The organism is Streptomyces sp. NPDC050732, from assembly GCF_040654255.1.
Lineage (GTDB): Bacteria > Actinomycetota > Actinomycetes > Streptomycetales > Streptomycetaceae > Streptomyces.
The window spans coordinates 161,398-177,448 of record NZ_JBFAHP010000014.1; the positions used below are offsets into that span (position 1 = coordinate 161,398).

The window sequence follows — 16,051 nt, forward strand, 5'->3', positions numbered from 1 at the left end:
GTCCCTCTCCCCCCGAGCCTCGAAAGGTCTTCGACCCCCCATGCCCGAGCTGGTGTTCTTCTCCGGAACGATGGACTGCGGAAAGAGCACGCTGGCTCTGCAGATCGAGCACAACCGCTCCGCCCGCGGACTCCAGGGCATGATCTTCACGCGGGACGACCGCGCGGGCGAGGGCAAGCTCTCCTCCCGCCTCGGCCTCGTCACCGACGCGATCGAGGCCGCGGACGACTTCGACTTCTACGCCCACCTGGTCGACCACCTCTCGCAGGGCGGCCGCGCGGACTATGTGATCGCGGACGAGGCGCAGTTCCTGGCGCCGGACCAGATCGACCAGCTCGCCAGGGTCGTCGACGACCTCGGCCTGGACGTCTTCGCGTTCGGCATCACCACGGACTTCCGCTCCAAGCTCTTCCCGGGCTCGCAGCGCCTGGTCGAACTCGCCGACCGCGTCGAGGTCCTGCAGGTCGAGGCGCTCTGCTGGTGCGGCGCCCGCGCCACGCACAACGCCCGCACCATAGGCGGCGAGATGGTCGTCGAGGGCGCCCAGGTCGTCGTGGGCGACGTCAACCAGTCGGCGGACGAGGTGGGATACGAAGTGCTGTGCCGCCGCCACCACCGGCGCAGGACGACGGCGGCGACCGCGCAGGCGGGAGCCCTGTCGCCGGACGTGCTGCCGGTCGACGCGGCAGCCGTCGCGCCCGGCTCAGCCGTCCGTGTGTGAGCGGACGAGAGTGAAGGCCGCGCCCTCCGGGTCGGCGACCGTCGCCATCCGGCCGAAGCTGCCGGCCCAGGCCGGTCTGACGACCTGACCACCCAGGTCGAGGACCCGCTCCACCGCCTCGTCCACGTCGGCGACTTCGAAGTGCGTCATCCAGTGCGGGCCCCGGTCGCGCGGGAGCGCCTGGCCCACGCCGTGCACGCCCGCGACCGGCCGGTCGTCCACGCACAGCGTCACATAGTCGAAGTCGGCCGAGACGACGGCCTCCGCGGTGCAGCCGAAGACGTTCTGGTAGAACTTGACGACGCTCGCCGTCTCCAGCGTCACCAGCTCGTTCCAGGTCGGCGTGCCGGGCCTGCCGACCACCGCGGTGCCCAGGTGGGCCGCCGCCTGCCAGACGCCGAACACGGCGCCCGTCGGGTCCGATGCGATGATCAGCCGTCCGGCCTCGCCCGCGTCGAGCGGACCGACGCCGACCGTGCCGCCGCAGGCCCGCACCGCCTCCGCCGTCGCGTCCGCGTCGTCCGTGGCCATATAGGGCGTCCAGGCGATGCGCAGCTGACGCCCCGGGGGCAGCTGGCCGATGCCCGCCACCTCCTGGTCGTCGAGCAGGGCCCGCACATACGGGCCGAGCTGCTGCGGACCCGGCCGGAACTCCCACCCGAAGAGTGCTCCGTAGAACTCCTGGGTCGCGCGCAGGTCATGCGTCATCAGACTCACCCAGCAGGGCGTTCCGGGCTTGTCCCGCAGACCGGTCCACGCACCGTCCCGCCGAACTTTCCCGAAGGGCTCCGACGAGCTCTGTCCAGACGAGCTCTGTTCAGGGGAGACCCCATGCGCCCGCGCCTCGGTCATCGTCACCCTCTCCTCGGTCATCGTGCGACCGCTCAGCTTCATTTTCGAATGCGCGTACGATTCCGCGCGGACTCGCGCCCCTGCAGATGCTCGCACCGCCCGCCGTCCCACGCGCCACGACGGCGCCGCTCTGTCCGGCTTCCCGCGGTAGATGCCCGATTTCCCGCTTCTCATCCGTGAACACGAGTCCGTGCGCCGGTGATCGTCAGCCGTACAGGCCGTGCATGGTTCCATACGCCCCGTGGTCGGGCGACGTCCGGCGGGCAGGGTAGCCGGGCCTTGGCGACACGACCACCCCGTACGCAAGGATGGGGCCATGAATGCCATCATCTCCGCATCCGAACTCGCGAGCGAGCTGGCGGGCGAGAATCCGCCGGTCGTGCTCGACGTCCGCTGGCAGCACGAGGGCTCCCTGCGCTCCGCATACGAGGAAGGGCACATTCCGTCGGCCGTCTTCGTCGATCTGGACGCCGACCTGGCAGGACCCGCGGGTGCCGGTGGCCGTCATCCGCTGCCCGACGTGGACCGGTTCGGTGCCGTGATGCGGGCGGCCGGGGTCTCGCAGGACCGGGCCGTCGTCGTCTACGACGGTGGCCAGAACTGGGCGGCGGCCCGCCTGTGGTGGATGCTGCGCTGGACGGGGCACGCGTCCGTCCGGGTCCTCGACGGCGGCATCGGCTTCTGGACGGGCCCGCTGGAGCAGGGCGCGGGCACGGCTCCGGCCGAGGGTTCCTTCGAGCCGGCCCCGAACAGCAAGGACCTGCTGGACGCGGACTCCGCCGCGGCCCTGGCGCGCTCCGGGCTCCTCCTGGACGCCCGCGCGGCCGAGCGCTACCGCGGCGAGGTCGAGCCGATCGACCGCGTGGCCGGCCACATCCCGGGCGCGGTATCGGCGCCGACCACGGAGAACGTCGCGGCGGACGGCCGATTCAAGCCGGCCGACGAGCTGGCGGACCGCTTCAAGGCGCTCGGCACGGCCGGCACGTCGGAGGTCGGCGTCTACTGCGGCTCGGGCGTCTCGGGCGCCCACGAGGTGCTCGCCCTCGCGGTGGCGGGAATTCCGGCCGCGCTGTACGTCGGCTCGTGGTCGGAGTGGTCGGCCGACCCCTCGCGACCCGTGGCGACGGGCCCCGACCCGCAGTAGGAAGCGGCCGGTTCCCGCGCCCTCCGGGTGCGGGAACCGTGGCCGTCCGACGGTTACTCCTGCTTCTTGCGGCGGGTGCCGAAGACGATCTCGTCCCAGCTGGGGACCGCCGCGCGGCGGCCCGGCCGCACCCCGTCGGCCTCGGCCTGACGGTCCGTGGAGCCGACGAGCCGGTCGCGGTGGCTCGCCACCGAACGCGGCATGAGGACGTCCGCATAGGCCGCGCCGGCACCGGCGGACGCCGCCGGGGGCTCCTCGGCGTCCGGCTCCTGCTCGGGCTCCTCCTGGGCGGGCGGCGGCAGCTCCGTGGTGGTCGCGGCCGAGGGGCGCTCGGGCACGACCATGTCGCCGCGGAAGCTGGGCACCGCCTCCAGGAGGCTGGTCAGGGAGTCGCGCTCCTGCTCGGCGACGGCGCCACCGGCGCCGGTGCCCTCCTCCGCGGGGTCGGCGGGCGGGGCCGGGATGCTCGGGCGGTCCAGCTGCCGGTCCAGGGCGCGGTCGAGCGGCCGGTCCGCCGGGCGGTCCCTGGGGAGCCGTGCGATGCGCGGGACGAACGGGAAGCTCGGCTCGGGCGCGGAGATGTCGTCCGTCTCGCCGATCAGCGAGCGCGCCTCGTCGTCCACGGCCTGGACGAGCCGCCGGGGCGGGTCGTACGTCCAGCACGCGGAGTGCGGCTCGGCCGCGACGCGGTAGACGAGGAGGACTTCCCAGGTGCCGTCGTCGCGGCGCCAGGAGTCCCACTGGACGGTGTCCTTGTCGACGCCCCGCAGCATCAGCCGCTCCTGCACGGCCTCGCCGAGCTGGGGGCCGGTGTTCTCACCGGGGCGGCGTACGGGCGTCTTTCTGGCGCGCTCCGCCATGAAGGCGCGCTCGGCGAGCACGGGCCCCTCGAAGCGGCGGACGCGATCGACGGGGATGCCTGCGAGCTGGGCCACTTCCTCGGCGCTGGCGCCCGCCCGTATCCGCGCCTGGATGTCGCGCGGTCGGAGGTGGCTCTCCACCTCGATCTCGATCTGTCCGAGTCGGGGCCTGTCGCCGCGGACGGCCGCACGCAGCCGCTCGTCGATCGGAAGCGTGTACTCCGTGCTGTCCGCAGCCTTCAGCACCAGCCGTGTGCCGTCGTTGCTGACGGCCACGACACGCAGTTCGGGCATGGGGACCTCCCGGGTGGTGCCTGCCGACGTCACGTGCGTCGCTGCTTCCGCTAGTCGAGTGTGGCCTGCCCGGGTGCAGCCTGCCACAACCTTGCCGAGTTGCCCGGCGTGTCGGGCAGGGGCCCTGGATCGCCGTTATGGCACGGTTACCATTTTGCAACGCTAAGTGACGACCTTCGCCACCCTGTGCGGTCAGCCCCCCACCCGGCGGTTCTGGAAGGCCCCGGGCACCCTGGCGGGAGACCGGACCCAGGGCTCGCAACAGTACTCCATTCGGGCCACGCGGGTGGACCGCCGCGCCGCCGAAGTTCTCGTGGCGGAAGGGAGTTGGTGGTCGCCCCGTCCCGTCGCGCCCGCGTGCGCGTGGCGCACTTCACGGAAAAGACAGAAACGGAACTAATCGCTTCGCCCATACGTCCCTGTCTCGTGCAGTCGGCCGAGAAAAGGTTGAGAAGAACGAGAAAGCAGGCAAGGGTCGGAGATGCGTGAAAAGCCGGATTCCGGCAAGAAGTCGAAGGACCAGGAGGAGCCGGAGGAGAAGCGGCGCCTCGATCTGAGCGTGCCGCAGGTGGCGGGCAGCGCCATCGCCGCGGTCGTGGCGGCGAAGCTCGCCTCGAACCTCGGGGTCTACGGGACGATCCTCGGCGCCGGTGTCGTCAGTGCGATCGCGACCTGTGGCGGCACCGTCTTCCAGCACTTCTTCAAGCGTACGGGCGAGCAGATACGTGACGTCACGGTGCACGCCAAGCCGAAGGCACGGCAGGTTCCGGTGCCGGCCGCGCAGCAGGTGCCCGAGACGTTCAGAACCGCCGCCTATCCGAGAGCCGTCGGCGCGACGGGCCCCGTGACCACGACGTGGGGGAGGCCACAGCCGACGGACATGGGTGCTGACGCCGAAGCCGACGCGACCACGGTGCTGCCCACGGCGGGAGACGCGGATCCCACGACGGTGCTGCCGTCCGTGGCGGTGGGGCTCGACGCCGACGCGGACAGGACCCAGCTCCTCGGACCGGTGGACCCCGCGGAGCTGGACGCCACGCAGCTGGTGCCCCGGGACGACGCCACGCGCGTCCTGCGCACCACGGGCCAGGACCCGGCGCCGACGACCGCCCTCGAACCGCCGCTCCCGTCCGACGAGTTCACCGAGGGCACCACGCACCGCGCGCGGATCCGCAGCTGGAAGCGGCCGTTGATCGCCGCGGCGGTCGTCTTCGGAGTCGCCATGGCAGGGATCACCACGTACGAAGTGGTCTCAGGGAAGGACTTCAGCGGCGGCAAGGGCACCACGATCGGCAACGGCTTCTCGGGCCGCAACTCCTCTCCGGAGAAGCACTCCACGCCCCCCGAGGAACCGTCCGGGCAGCCCTCGGACAACGGCACCACGGGGCCGGACGACGGTTCCCGGAAGGGTGACGGCGACGCGTCGCAGGACCCGAACGGGACCGGCGGCGAGACCCCGGGCACCGGTCAGGGCGACGGAACGGGCAACGGCAACGACTCCGGTTCGAAGGACGACCCGGACCGGGGCACCGGCACGGACCCCGACAAGGACCAGGGCGACGACTCCGGAGACGACGGTTCCAAGACGGACCCGACGCCCACGCCGACCCCGACGCCCACTCCGTCGAGCGGCACGGGCACCGGCACGGACGGCGACGCCCAGCAGGGCGGGACACCCACTCCGTAGAGCGGGGTTCAGTCGCCGAGGACCCGCCGCAGGTAGGCGTTGCCGAACAGGCGGTCCGGGTCGAGGCGGTCGCGCAGGGCCGTGAACTCGCCGAAGCGGGGGTACGCCTTGGCGAAGTACTCCGCGTCGCGCGTGTGCACCTTGCCCCAGTGCGGCCGCCCCTCGTGCGCGGTGAAGATCCGCTCGGCGGCCGCGAAGTACGCCTGGTACGGCGTGCCCCGATACATGTGGACGGCGATGTAGGCGCTCTCCCGGCCCGAGGCCGTGGAGAGCGCCATGTCGTCCGCGGGTGCCGTGCGGACCTCCACGGGGAAGCTGATCCGCAGCCGCGAGCGGTCCACCATCGCCCGCAGCTCGCGCAGGGCCGGTACGAGCGCCGCGCGCGGGACGGCGTACTCCATCTCCATGAACCGCACGCGGCGCGGGCTGGTGAAGACCTTGTAGGGGATGTCCGTGTACGTACGCGCGGAGAGCGCCTTGCTGGAGATCCTGGCGATGCCGGGTATGGCGGCAGGGACGGCGCGGCCGAGGGAATTGACCACCTGGAAGAGGCCGTTGGAGAGCAGTTCGTCCTCTACGAAGGCGCTGATCCTGCCGGGCGGCTCCGCCGGGCCGGGGCTGCGGTTGTTGCGCTTGGTGGTGCAGTTGCCGGTGTGCGGGAACCAGTAGAACTCGAAGTGCTCGTTCTCGGTGACGAGCGCGTCGAAGTCGTCGGTGACCTTGTCGAAGGTCATCGGCTCCTCGCGGGCCGTGAGGAAGAAGATCGGCTCCACGGCGAAGGTGATCGCGGTGATCACGCCGAGCGCGCCGAGCCCGACGCGGGCGGCGGCGAAGACCTCGGGGTTCTCCTCGGCGGAGCAGGTCAGGACCGTGCCGTCCGCGGTGACCAGCTCAAGTGCCGTGATCTGGGCGGCGATCGAGGCCGATTCGCGGCCCGTGCCGTGCGTGCCGGTGCTGACGGCTCCGGAGACGGTCTGCTCCATGATGTCGCCCATGTTCGTGAGCGACAGGCCCTCGCGGGCCAGTGCCGCGTTCAGGCGCTTCAGCGGAGTACCCGCCCCGACGGTGACCGTCCCCGCCGCACGGTCGATGCCGCGGATGCCCGTGAGCAGGTCGGGGCGTATGAGGACGCCGTCGGTCACGGCGGCCGCCGTGAAGGAGTGCCCGGAGCCGACCGGCTTCACCTTGAGGCCGTCGTCCTTGGCCCGGCGCAGTGCGGCGGACACTTCGCCGACCGACGCGGGGGTGACCTCCCTGGCCGGTCGCGCGGTGACGTTGCCCGCCCAGTTACGCCACGTCGCTGTGTTCCGCCCGCTGCCCGTGCCCGTACTCATGGGTCCCTCCCCGTTGCGGCACCGGCCTCTTCAGCCGGCGATACCCAAGGAACCCGACCGCGACCGCGACGGCTCCGGAGACCCCCGGTACCCCGTACCCCGCCTCCGACCCCGCGGCGTCGATGACCCAGCCGGCCGCGGAGGAGCCGAGCGCGACGCCGACCGCGAGTCCCGTGCTCACCCACGTCATGCCCTCGGTCAGTTTCGCGCGTGGTACGTGCTGCTCGACGAGGGCCATCGTCGTGATCATTGTCGGTGCGATGGAGAGGCCCGCTACGAACAACGCCACGGCCAGCAACGGAAGGTTCCCGACCAGTTGAAGCGGGATCATACTCACGGCCATCGCGCAGACACCCAGCAGCCACCGGGGAGCGGGCGCCCCCTTGAAGTGCAGCAGTCCGAAGGCCGCGCCGGCCAGGCAGGAGCCGAGCGCGTAGACCGCGAGGACCAGGCTCGCCGCGGACTTGTGGCCCTGGTCCTCCGCGTACGCCACGGTGACCACGTCGACCGAACCGAAGATCGCGCCGGTCGCGACGAAGGTGAGGACGAGCACCTGAAGGCCCACGGAGCGCAGCGCCGACTCCTTGGTGTGGTGCTCGCGCGGGTGCGGCACCGGTTCGGTGGCCCGCTGGGCGGTCAGCCAGAAGACGCCCACGGCGAGGAAGACACCGGCGAGCAGTGGCCCCGCCTCGGGGAACCACACCGTGGACAGACCGATCGAGATGATCGGTCCGAAGATGAAGCAGACCTCGTCCACCACCGACTCGAAGGAGTACGCGGTGTGGAGCTGCGGGGTGTCGCGGTACAGGACGGCCCAGCGCGCCCTGATCATCGAGCCCACGCTCGGCACGCAGCCGACCAGGGCGGCGAAGACGAACAGCGTCCAGTCGGGCGCCTCGAACTTCGCGCAGAGCAACAGCCCGGCGACGGCCGCCAGGGACACCAGCGTCGCGGGCCGCAGCACGCGGCGCTGACCGTGCCGGTCCACAAGGCGGGAGATCTGCGGCCCGATCGCCGCGGCGGACAGCGCGACGGTCGCCGACAGGGCGCCCGCGAGGCCGTACCGCCCGGTGAGCTGGGACACCATGGTCACGATGCCGATGCCCATCATCGACAGCGGCATGCGGCCGAGGAACCCGGCGCTGGAGAAGGCCTTGGTGCCGGGGGCGGCGAAGATGGCGCGGTAGGGGCTGGGCACGTGGGACTCCGCTGAGGGACCGGAGCGGCTCCCGGGAGGAGGGGCTCCGGTAAGGCGTAAAGATGGCCCATACAGCTTACGGCTCCGGGGTGGCCGTCCGCACCGTGTTTTTCCGGTCGGCGGAGGCCGTTTTCCGCGTGTCAGTGGCGGGTGGCAGGATCGGAGACATGTCCGATGCGCTGGATCCCACTCCGTACGACGCCCTGCTGCTGCTCTCCTTCGGCGGCCCCGAAGGCCCTGACGACGTCGTCCCGTTCCTGGAGAACGTGACGCGTGGCCGCGGCATCCCCAAGGAGCGGCTCAAGGAGGTGGGGCAGCACTACTTCCTGTTCGGCGGGGTCAGCCCCATCAACGACCAGAACCGCGCGCTGCTCGACGCCCTGCGCAAGGACTTCGCTCAGCACGGCCTGGACCTGCCGGTCTACTGGGGCAACCGCAACTGGGCGCCCTATCTGACCGACACCCTGCGCGAGATGGTCACCGACGGCCACCGCCGCATCCTGGTTCTCGCCACCAGCGCGTACGCCTCGTACTCGGGCTGCCGCCAGTACCGCGAGAATCTCGCGGACTCCCTCGCCGCCCTGGAGGCCGAGGGCCTGGAGCTCCCGCAGGTCGACAAGCTCCGGCACTACTTCAACCACCCCGGCTTCGTCCGCCCGATGATCGACGGCGTCCTGAAGTCCCTCGCCGATCTCCCCGACGGCGTGCGGGAGGGCGCGCACCTCGCTTTCACCACGCACTCGATCCCGGACTCCGCGGCGGACACCTCGGGCCCCGTCGAGGAGCACGGCGACGGCGGTGCGTACGTGAGGGAGCACCTGGACGTGGCCCGCCTCATCGCCGACGCCGTCCGCGAGGAGACCGGCGTCGACCACCCCTGGCAGCTCGTCTACCAGTCGCGCAGCGGCGCCCCGCACATCCCGTGGCTGGAGCCCGACATCTGCGACCACCTGGAGGAGCGGCACGCGGCCGGGGCACCCGCCGTGGTCATGGTCCCCATCGGCTTCGTCTCGGACCACATGGAGGTCCTGTACGACCTCGACACCGAGGCCGAGGCCAAGGCGGCGGAACTGGGTCTGCCGGTGCGCCGCTCGGCGACCGTCGGCGCCGACCCGCGGTTCGCCGCGGCGATCCGGGAGCTCGTCCTGGAGCGGGCCGCCAAGGAGAGCGGCACGCCCGTCACGCCGTGCGCCCTGGGCTCCCTCGGCGCGAGCCACGACCTGTGCCCGGTGGGCTGCTGCCCCGCCCGTGCCCCCAAGCCCGCCGCCGCGGGCGCCGACAGCCCGTACGCGTAAGACTCCCGAGGTGACCGAAGTGACCGACCTCAAGGCAGAACTCCTCGCCGTCGCCGTGGAGGCCGCGCACCGCGCCGGGACCTTCCTGCGCGAGGGCCGCCCCGACGACCTGGGCGTCGCCGCCACCAAGTCCAGCGCCGTCGACGTCGTGACCGAGATGGACATCGCCTCCGAGAAGCTGATCACCGACTTCCTCGCCGAGCGCAGGCCGGCCGACGGCGTGCTCGGCGAGGAGGGCGCGAGCTCCGAGGGCAGCAGCGGTGTCCAGTGGGTCGTCGACCCCATCGACGGCACGGTCAACTACCTCTACGGACGCCCCGACTGGTCGGTGTCCATCGCCGCCCGCAAGGACGGCGAGACGCTCGTCGGCGTCGTGCACGCCCCGATGCGCGGGGAGACGTACCGCGCGGTCCTCGGAGAGGGCGCCCACCTGAACGACCTGCCCGTCCGGGTGCGTCCGGCACCGCCGCTCGACCAGGCGCTGATCGGCACCGGCTTCGGGTACGTCGCCGAGCGCCGCGCCCAGCAGGCCGAGGTGGCGCGCCACCTGATCCCGAAGGTGCGGGACATCCGGCGCGCCGGGTCGGCCGCGATCGACCTGTGCGACGTGGCGGCGGGCCGCCTCGACGCGTACTACGAGCGAGGGCTCAACCCCTGGGACTTCGCGGCCGGTGACCTCGTGGCGCGGGAAGCGGGCGCCCTGACCGGTGGCCGCCCCGGAGAGGCCCTCTCGGGCGAGCTGGCCGTCGCGGCCCCGCCCGCCCTCTTCGAGACGCTCCAGGGCCTCCTGGAGGACCTCGGCGCCTGGCACGACTGAGCGCCTGTGTCCCGCCCGGGCATGCGGAAGGGCCCCGGCACCTGGTCCACAGGTGCCGGGGCCCTTCCGCTCATGTCCCGAGGCGTCGGTCAGGCGTGGAGTGCGCCCACCTCGACACCGTGCTCGGCGGCCAGGCGGTGGAGATCTTCCAGCTCCGCCAGCTCGACCTCGGCCAGGAAGTCGTCTCCCGTCTCACGGGCCTTCGTGAGGTCGGACTCCGTGGCCTCTATGCGCTGCAGGAGACCTGCGGTGAATGCGTCCATGGTTGCGCCCCCTCGGCTGGGTCGTGGGTCGATGGCACGGGGGTGTGCCCTCAAGGAGTGGGGCGATCACGTCTCAAGCCGCCCTGGAAAAGCGGTTCGTGGCGCGCCACATACAAAGCGTGATCGCGGGTGTAAGGCCGTCCTCCCCTGGCTCCGTTCCGCAGAAACCTCAACCGGCGGAGAAAATCCCGCATTCCCGGTCGCCGATCCCGGAGCCAGGCCGCCTTACAGCCGGTTTATGGCCGAAAGGGGCAGGATGGAGGCCTACCCCAAGACAGACCTGCCCGCAGGGGCACAGAGGAAGGACAGCCACGTGCGCGTACTCGTCGTCGAGGACGAGCAGCTGCTCGCCGATGCGGTGGCCACCGGACTGCGCCGGGAGGCCATGGCCGTCGACGTCGTGTACGACGGAGCGGCCGCCCTGGAGCGCATCGGTGTCAACGACTACGACGTGGTGGTGCTCGACCGGGACCTCCCGCTCGTCCACGGCGACGACGTCTGCCGCAAGATCGTCGAGCTCGGCATGCCGACCCGCGTCCTGATGCTCACCGCGTCGGGCGATGTCAGCGACCGCGTCGAGGGCCTGGAGATCGGCGCCGACGACTACCTCCCCAAGCCGTTCGCGTTCAGCGAGCTCACGGCACGCGTGCGTGCCCTCGGGCGGCGCACCAGCGTGCCGCTGCCGCCCGTCCTGGAGCGCGCCGGGATCAAGCTCGACCCCAACCGCCGCGAGGTGTTCCGCGAGGGCAGGGAGATCCAGCTGGCCCCCAAGGAGTTCGCCGTCCTCGAAGTGCTGCTGCGCAGCGAGGGCGCCGTCGTCTCCGCGGAGCAGCTCCTGGAGAAGGCCTGGGACGAGAACACGGACCCGTTCACGAACGTCGTCCGGGTCACCGTCATGACCCTGCGCCGCAAGCTCGGTGAGCCGGCCGTCATCGTGACGGTGCCGGGCTCCGGCTACCGGATCTGACCGGCGGTGGCCGCGACCCCGGCGCCACCAGCCGCGCCCCCGAAGCCGACGTGGGACCCGAGGAAGGTCGAACCGCCGTTCCCGTGGCTGCGCCCGACCATCCGTATACGGCTCACGCTGCTCTACGGCGGCATGTTCCTCATCGCGGGCATCCTGCTCCTGTCGATCATCTACCTGCTCGCCGCCCAGGCGCTGAACGTGGGCAGTGACCTGCCGTTCAGGGTGACCGGTGAGTCCACGGTGTCCAGCAAGACCTGCGCCAATTTCCAGGGGCTCCCGGAGCGCCCCTCGGAGGTGCAGCTGAACGCCGCGCTGAACGAGTGCGTCAACCAGATGCGCCGGAGCGCCCTCGACAACCTCCTCAGCCGTTCGCTGCTCGCCCTGCTCGGCCTCGCCGTGATCGCCTTCGCCTTCGGGTACGCGATGGCGGGCCGCGTGCTCTCGCCGCTTGGCCGGATCACGCGCACCGCGCGCAGGGTGGCCGGCACGGACCTGAGCCGCCGCATCGAGCTGGACGGCCCGGACGACGAGCTGAAGGAGCTCTCGGACACCTTCGACGAGATGCTGGACCGCCTGGAGCGGGCCTTCACCGCCCAGCAGCGGTTCGTCGGCAACGCGTCGCACGAGTTGCGCACGCCCCTGGCGATCAACCGCACCCTCCTGGAGGTCCACCTCTCCGACCCGGGCGCGCCGCCCGAGCTCCACCAGCTCGGCAAGACGCTCCTTGCCACCAACGAGCGCAGTGAGCAGCTCGTGGAGGGCCTGCTGCTGCTCGCCCGCAGCGACAACCAGATCGTGGAGCGCAAACCGGTCGACCTCGCCGAGGTCGCCGACCGCGCCGTCGACCAGGTGCGCGCCGAGGCCGAGGCCAAGGGCGTGGAGATCCGCGGCGAGCGCGGCCCGGCGGTCGTGCAGGGCAACGGCGTCCTCCTGGAGCGGATCGCCCTGAACCTCGTCCAGAACGCCGTGAGGTACAACGTCCCTGACGAGGGCTGGGTCGAGGTCACCACGGAGGCTCAGCACGGTCAGGCGGTCCTGGTGGTGTCGAACACGGGCCCGGTGGTGCCCGCGTACGAGATCGACAACCTTTTCGAGCCGTTCCGGAGGCTGCGGACCGAGCGGACGGGCAGCGACAAGGGCGTGGGACTCGGCCTGTCGATCGCCCGGTCGGTGGCGCGGGCCCACGGGGGCCGTATCATCGCGGAGCCGCGTGAGGGGGGTGGCCTCGTGATGCGAGTCACCTTGCCCCTCTGAGGCGCGGGAGCGGACACGCCACTGTGTTCGCTTTGCGCGGAATTTCCGGGGGTCTTCCCCGGGGAAGAAATGTGCGATCGATCACATGGCCGATTTTTCGGCCATCTACTCTCCGTGATCGTGAAAGTCGTCGGAAAGCCGGGAAAATCCGGGTTTTCGGGGGTCTTGATCACGGGAAGTACACGGGGTGGCGCCCGTGAAGTGCGACATTCGGACCGTGTACGGTCCGATCGCCATCCAACCCGAGCACCTCTTCGGGGGTGCGGTTGGGTGTCGATTGAGTAACAGACCTTGATGTGAGGCAAAATCTCCGCCTCGGGTCGGGCACAAGTCCGGCCTCTCACGCGTTACGTGCGCTGGAGACACCCGCAGACACCCAGAGGGGGAGAGCGACATGGCAACGGACTACGACACCCCACGCAAGACCGACGATGACGTCAACGAGGACAGCATCGAGGAACTCAAGGCACGTCGGAACGACAAGTCGACGTCGGCCGTAGACGTCGACGAGTTCGAGGCCGCAGAGGGCCTTGAGCTCCCCGGCGCGGACCTTTCGAACGAGGAGCTCGCCGTGCGCGTGCTCCCGAAGCAGCAGGACGAGTTCACCTGCATGAGCTGCTTCCTGGTCCACCACCGCAGCCAGCTGGCCAGGGAGAAGAACGGCCAGCCGATCTGCCGCGACTGCGACTGAGGCGGGGTCGGCCGTGACTGGCTCGACCCCGTCCAGGAAGCGCCGCTTCCGCAAGGGCGGAGCGGACGAGGCCGGCGTCCAGGACGCCGGTGTACGTGACGACGGGCGAGGCTCTTCCGCCACCGGAGAAGCCTCGCTCGAACCGGCGAACGCCCTGGAGGCGGTGGCGGACGCGACGGCGCCCGACGAGGCTCCCAGGGCCACTCGGAAAGCGGGGGGCGGGTCCCGGATGGGCCGTGTCGCCGCTGTCACGCACGGAGTGAAGGAAGGCGTGCGCAAGGGCGGGCGCGGCGCCAGGGCCGGTATCGGATATCTCGCCGACCGGCTCATCGAGAACGCCCCGCGGATCCCGGTCCGCGATCTCGCGACCCTCCGCAAGCAGTTCCCGGGCCTCGGCCCCGAGCAGCTCGCGGACAAGCTCGTCGCGGGCGCCGCCAACGCCACGTCCACCGTGGGCGCGGGAGTGGGCGCCGCCGCGATGATGCCGGTGCCGCCCGCGATGCCCGCCGAACTCGCGGCGGAGATCACCGGCGTCGCCGCCATCGAACTGAAACTGATCGCCGAGCTGCACGAGGTCTACGGACAGCGGCCCGGCGGCAATCTGAAGCAGCGCAGCACCGCGTATCTGAACTCCTGGTCGGAGGAGCGCGGCATCGATGTCACGAAGCCGACGACCTTCAACGCCGCGCTGGGCGGCCAGATGAAGCGGGAGCTGCGGCAGCAGATCATGAAGCGGATGGTCCGGAACCTGCCGAACCTCATGCCCTTCATGGTGGGTGCCGCGGTGGGGGCGGTCATGAACCGCCGGGACACGAAGAAGCTGGCCGGGAAGGTCCGTGCGGATCTCCGGCGGAGCCAGGTGCCGTGGGACGCGCTGCCCGAGCTGCCGCCTCTGGAGAAGCCGGACGATCCTCTGCGGGTGGGCGGTCTCCCCAAGGAGCTCGGGCGCTGACCTGCCGTCCGGCCTGCGGGTTCGTGGTGGCTTGTCGCGCAGTTCTCCGCGCCCCTGAAGGGGCGCCTTCGGTTACGCGGCGCTCTCGCGCACCGCTACCAGGGCCTTCGCGAGCTCTTCCGGGTGCCTCGTCGAGACGTATGCGTACGGAGTCGGGTCGTCCGGGTCCGTGATCGGGATGCGCAGTGCCGTGGGGATGTAGGCACGCAGCAGCATGTACGCGCGCGGGTCGGCCTTGTAGCTGCGCCAGGCGCGGGTCTCCTCGCCGGTCAGCACCTCCGCGTCGCCCAGGGCGGACACCGGGATCTTCGCGTCCCCCGCGACCAGCGAGCCCGCCACCACCCGGATGCGCACACCGCCGTACGCACTGGTGACGACGGCCGCCACGGCGGTGCCGCCGACCAGGCCGCCGAGGAGCGGCAGGGTGCCGAACGGCAGCATGATCAGGGCCATCGCGACACCCACCAGGACCGAGGCGAACCACCATGAACGGGGCGCGGTCAGGCGTTCTTCGTAAGGCTGCATGGAACCAAGCTTGGCACGGTGCGGTTGCCGCGCTGACGCGGAGGTAAGGTCTGCGCCTGTGAGTGGTACATCTGCAGCTCTGACGCCCCCGGCCGACGCGATAGCGCCCGTCCGCCACCCCGACGCACCCGCCCCCGGTGAGCTCATCGGCGCCCACTACGAGCACTGTTTCGGCTGTGGCGAAGGGCAGGCGCACGGACTGCACCTCGCGGCGCGGGCCGGCGAGGGCGTCGCCGTCACCGCCGAGTTCACCGTGCGGGAGGCGCACCAGGGCGCCCCGGGCCTCGCCCACGGCGGCATCCTCGCCACCGCGCTCGACGAGACGCTGGGCTCGCTGAACTGGCTGCTGCGCGTGATCGCCGTGACCGGCCGCCTGGAGACCGACTTCGTGCGGCCCGTGCCGCTGGGGACCGTGCTGTTCCTGGAAGCCGAGGTCACCGCCGTCGCAGGACGGAAGATCTACTCGACCGCCACCGGGCGCATCGGCGGCCCCGAGGGGCCCGTCGCGGTCCGCGCCGACGCCCTCTTCATCGAGGTGAAGGTCGAGCACTTCATCGACAACGGCCGCCCGGAGGAGATCCAGGCCGCCATGAACAATCCGGACCAGATCCGGCGTGCCCGCGCTTTCGAGGTGAACCCGTGATGCCCTCCGACGAGACGCCTTCCCATGAGCTGAACGTGCTGATCAGGCGTGTCGACCCCGACGTACCGCTGCCCGCGTACGCGCAGCCCGGTGACGCGGGCGCCGATCTGCGCACGACGGAGTCCCACGAACTCGCACCCGGTGAGCGGGCGGTGCTGCCGACCGGAGTGTCGATCGCGCTCCCGGAGGGGTACGCGGCCTTCGTGCACCCCCGTTCCGGGCTCGCCGCCCGCTGCGGTGTCGCTCTGGTGAATGCCCCGGGGACGGTGGATGCCGGGTACCGTGGAGAGATCAAGGTGATCGTGGTGAATCTCGACCCGCGCGAGACCGTGCGGTTCGAGCGCTTCGACCGGATTGCCCAACTGGTCGTCCAGCAGGTCGAGAAGGTTCGCTTCCAGGAGGTGGCGGAGCTTCCCGTATCGGCGCGGGCCGAGGGGGGCTTCGGGTCCACCGGTGGCCATGCCGCCGTGGGCAGCGGTTCGGGCGTGAGCCCGGGCGAACAAACGGGTGGGAATCGATACGCATCGGTCGTATCCGACCGGGAAGGACAGTGA

General features: G+C 71.2%; 17 protein-coding genes. 11 read left to right on the forward strand and 6 right to left on the reverse strand.

What is annotated here, in order from left to right:
- Window positions 1–40: 40 nt before the first annotated feature.
- A complete protein-coding gene (locus tag AB0H82_RS15380; RefSeq protein WP_362992742.1) occupies window positions 41–721 on the forward strand; it encodes a thymidine kinase in 681 nt (226 codons plus the stop codon).
- On the opposite strand, the gene AB0H82_RS15385 is transcribed toward AB0H82_RS15380, so the two are convergent.
- Window positions 704–1,429 carry a VOC family protein gene (locus AB0H82_RS15385; RefSeq protein ID WP_362992744.1) on the reverse strand — a complete coding sequence of 242 codons (726 nt, stop codon included), beginning with the start codon at window positions 1,427–1,429 and terminating at the stop codon, window positions 704–706. The genes AB0H82_RS15380 and AB0H82_RS15385 overlap by 18 nt on opposite strands.
- A 460-nt stretch (window positions 1,430–1,889) precedes the next feature.
- Between AB0H82_RS15385 and AB0H82_RS15390 the strand changes: the two genes are divergently transcribed.
- The gene (locus AB0H82_RS15390) at window positions 1,890–2,717 is read left to right on the forward strand and encodes a sulfurtransferase (RefSeq protein WP_362992746.1); all 828 of its coding nucleotides are present in this window, start codon (window positions 1,890–1,892) and stop codon (window positions 2,715–2,717) included.
- A 53-nt stretch (window positions 2,718–2,770) separates the two neighbouring features.
- On the opposite strand, the gene sepH is transcribed toward AB0H82_RS15390, so the two are convergent.
- Window positions 2,771–3,871 (reverse strand): septation protein SepH, encoded by a 1,101-nt coding sequence (gene sepH, locus AB0H82_RS15395; protein WP_362992748.1) that lies wholly within the window; start codon window positions 3,869–3,871, stop codon window positions 2,771–2,773.
- Window positions 3,872–4,352: 481 nt separating this feature from the next.
- Here sepH and AB0H82_RS15400 point away from each other — a divergent pair, with 481 nt between their 5' ends.
- Window positions 4,353–5,558 carry a hypothetical protein gene (locus AB0H82_RS15400; protein WP_362992750.1) on the forward strand — a complete coding sequence of 402 codons (1,206 nt, stop codon included), beginning with the start codon at window positions 4,353–4,355 and terminating at the stop codon, window positions 5,556–5,558.
- 8 nt (window positions 5,559–5,566) lie between these two features.
- Here the strand turns inward: AB0H82_RS15400 and AB0H82_RS15405 are convergent, their stop codons facing one another.
- Complete coding sequence (locus tag AB0H82_RS15405) at window positions 5,567–6,892, reverse strand: D-arabinono-1,4-lactone oxidase (RefSeq protein WP_362992751.1); 1,326 nt, start codon at window positions 6,890–6,892, stop codon at window positions 5,567–5,569.
- The gene (locus AB0H82_RS15410; protein WP_362992753.1) at window positions 6,846–8,090 is read right to left on the reverse strand and encodes an MFS transporter; all 1,245 of its coding nucleotides are present in this window, start codon (window positions 8,088–8,090) and stop codon (window positions 6,846–6,848) included. Before AB0H82_RS15410 ends, AB0H82_RS15405 begins: the two co-directional genes overlap by 47 nt.
- Before the next feature lie 167 nt (window positions 8,091–8,257).
- Here AB0H82_RS15410 and AB0H82_RS15415 point away from each other — a divergent pair, with 167 nt between their 5' ends.
- Window positions 8,258–9,385 (forward strand): ferrochelatase, encoded by a 1,128-nt coding sequence (locus AB0H82_RS15415; RefSeq protein WP_362992754.1) that lies wholly within the window; start codon window positions 8,258–8,260, stop codon window positions 9,383–9,385.
- Between the two features lie 10 nt (window positions 9,386–9,395).
- On the forward strand, window positions 9,396–10,202 hold the full coding sequence (locus AB0H82_RS15420) for an inositol monophosphatase family protein (RefSeq protein WP_362992756.1): 807 nt from the start codon (window positions 9,396–9,398) through the stop codon (window positions 10,200–10,202).
- 89 nt (window positions 10,203–10,291) lie between these two features.
- Here the strand turns inward: AB0H82_RS15420 and AB0H82_RS15425 are convergent, their stop codons facing one another.
- Window positions 10,292–10,465, reverse strand: a complete 174-nt coding sequence (locus tag AB0H82_RS15425) for a hypothetical protein (protein ID WP_361731879.1) — start codon at window positions 10,463–10,465, stop codon at window positions 10,292–10,294.
- A 313-nt stretch (window positions 10,466–10,778) separates the two neighbouring features.
- Between AB0H82_RS15425 and AB0H82_RS15430 the strand changes: the two genes are divergently transcribed.
- The 4 genes from AB0H82_RS15430 to AB0H82_RS15445 all read left to right on the forward strand — a co-directional run bounded on the left by AB0H82_RS15430 (window position 10,779) and on the right by AB0H82_RS15445 (window position 14,329).
- Window positions 10,779–11,432 carry a response regulator transcription factor gene (locus tag AB0H82_RS15430; protein ID WP_062780089.1) on the forward strand — a complete coding sequence of 218 codons (654 nt, stop codon included), beginning with the start codon at window positions 10,779–10,781 and terminating at the stop codon, window positions 11,430–11,432.
- A 6-nt stretch (window positions 11,433–11,438) separates the two neighbouring features.
- Window positions 11,439–12,686, forward strand: coding sequence for a HAMP domain-containing sensor histidine kinase (locus AB0H82_RS15435; RefSeq protein ID WP_362992759.1), 1,248 nt, complete (start codon window positions 11,439–11,441; stop codon window positions 12,684–12,686).
- Between the two features lie 394 nt (window positions 12,687–13,080).
- On the forward strand, window positions 13,081–13,377 hold the full coding sequence (locus AB0H82_RS15440) for a DUF4193 domain-containing protein (RefSeq protein WP_055544889.1): 297 nt from the start codon (window positions 13,081–13,083) through the stop codon (window positions 13,375–13,377).
- 13 nt (window positions 13,378–13,390) lie between these two features.
- Window positions 13,391–14,329 (forward strand): hypothetical protein, encoded by a 939-nt coding sequence (locus AB0H82_RS15445; RefSeq protein ID WP_362992761.1) that lies wholly within the window; start codon window positions 13,391–13,393, stop codon window positions 14,327–14,329.
- 72 nt (window positions 14,330–14,401) lie between these two features.
- Here AB0H82_RS15445 and AB0H82_RS15450 read toward each other — a convergent pair whose 3' ends face one another.
- Window positions 14,402–14,854 carry a DUF3093 domain-containing protein gene (locus tag AB0H82_RS15450; RefSeq protein WP_362992763.1) on the reverse strand — a complete coding sequence of 151 codons (453 nt, stop codon included), beginning with the start codon at window positions 14,852–14,854 and terminating at the stop codon, window positions 14,402–14,404.
- Window positions 14,855–14,912: 58 nt separating this feature from the next.
- Between AB0H82_RS15450 and AB0H82_RS15455 the strand changes: the two genes are divergently transcribed.
- A complete protein-coding gene (locus AB0H82_RS15455; RefSeq protein WP_362992765.1) occupies window positions 14,913–15,497 on the forward strand; it encodes a PaaI family thioesterase in 585 nt (194 codons plus the stop codon).
- A complete protein-coding gene (gene dut, locus AB0H82_RS15460) occupies window positions 15,497–16,051 on the forward strand; it encodes a dUTP diphosphatase (protein ID WP_362992767.1) in 555 nt (184 codons plus the stop codon). The genes AB0H82_RS15455 and dut overlap by 1 nt, the downstream gene beginning before the upstream one ends.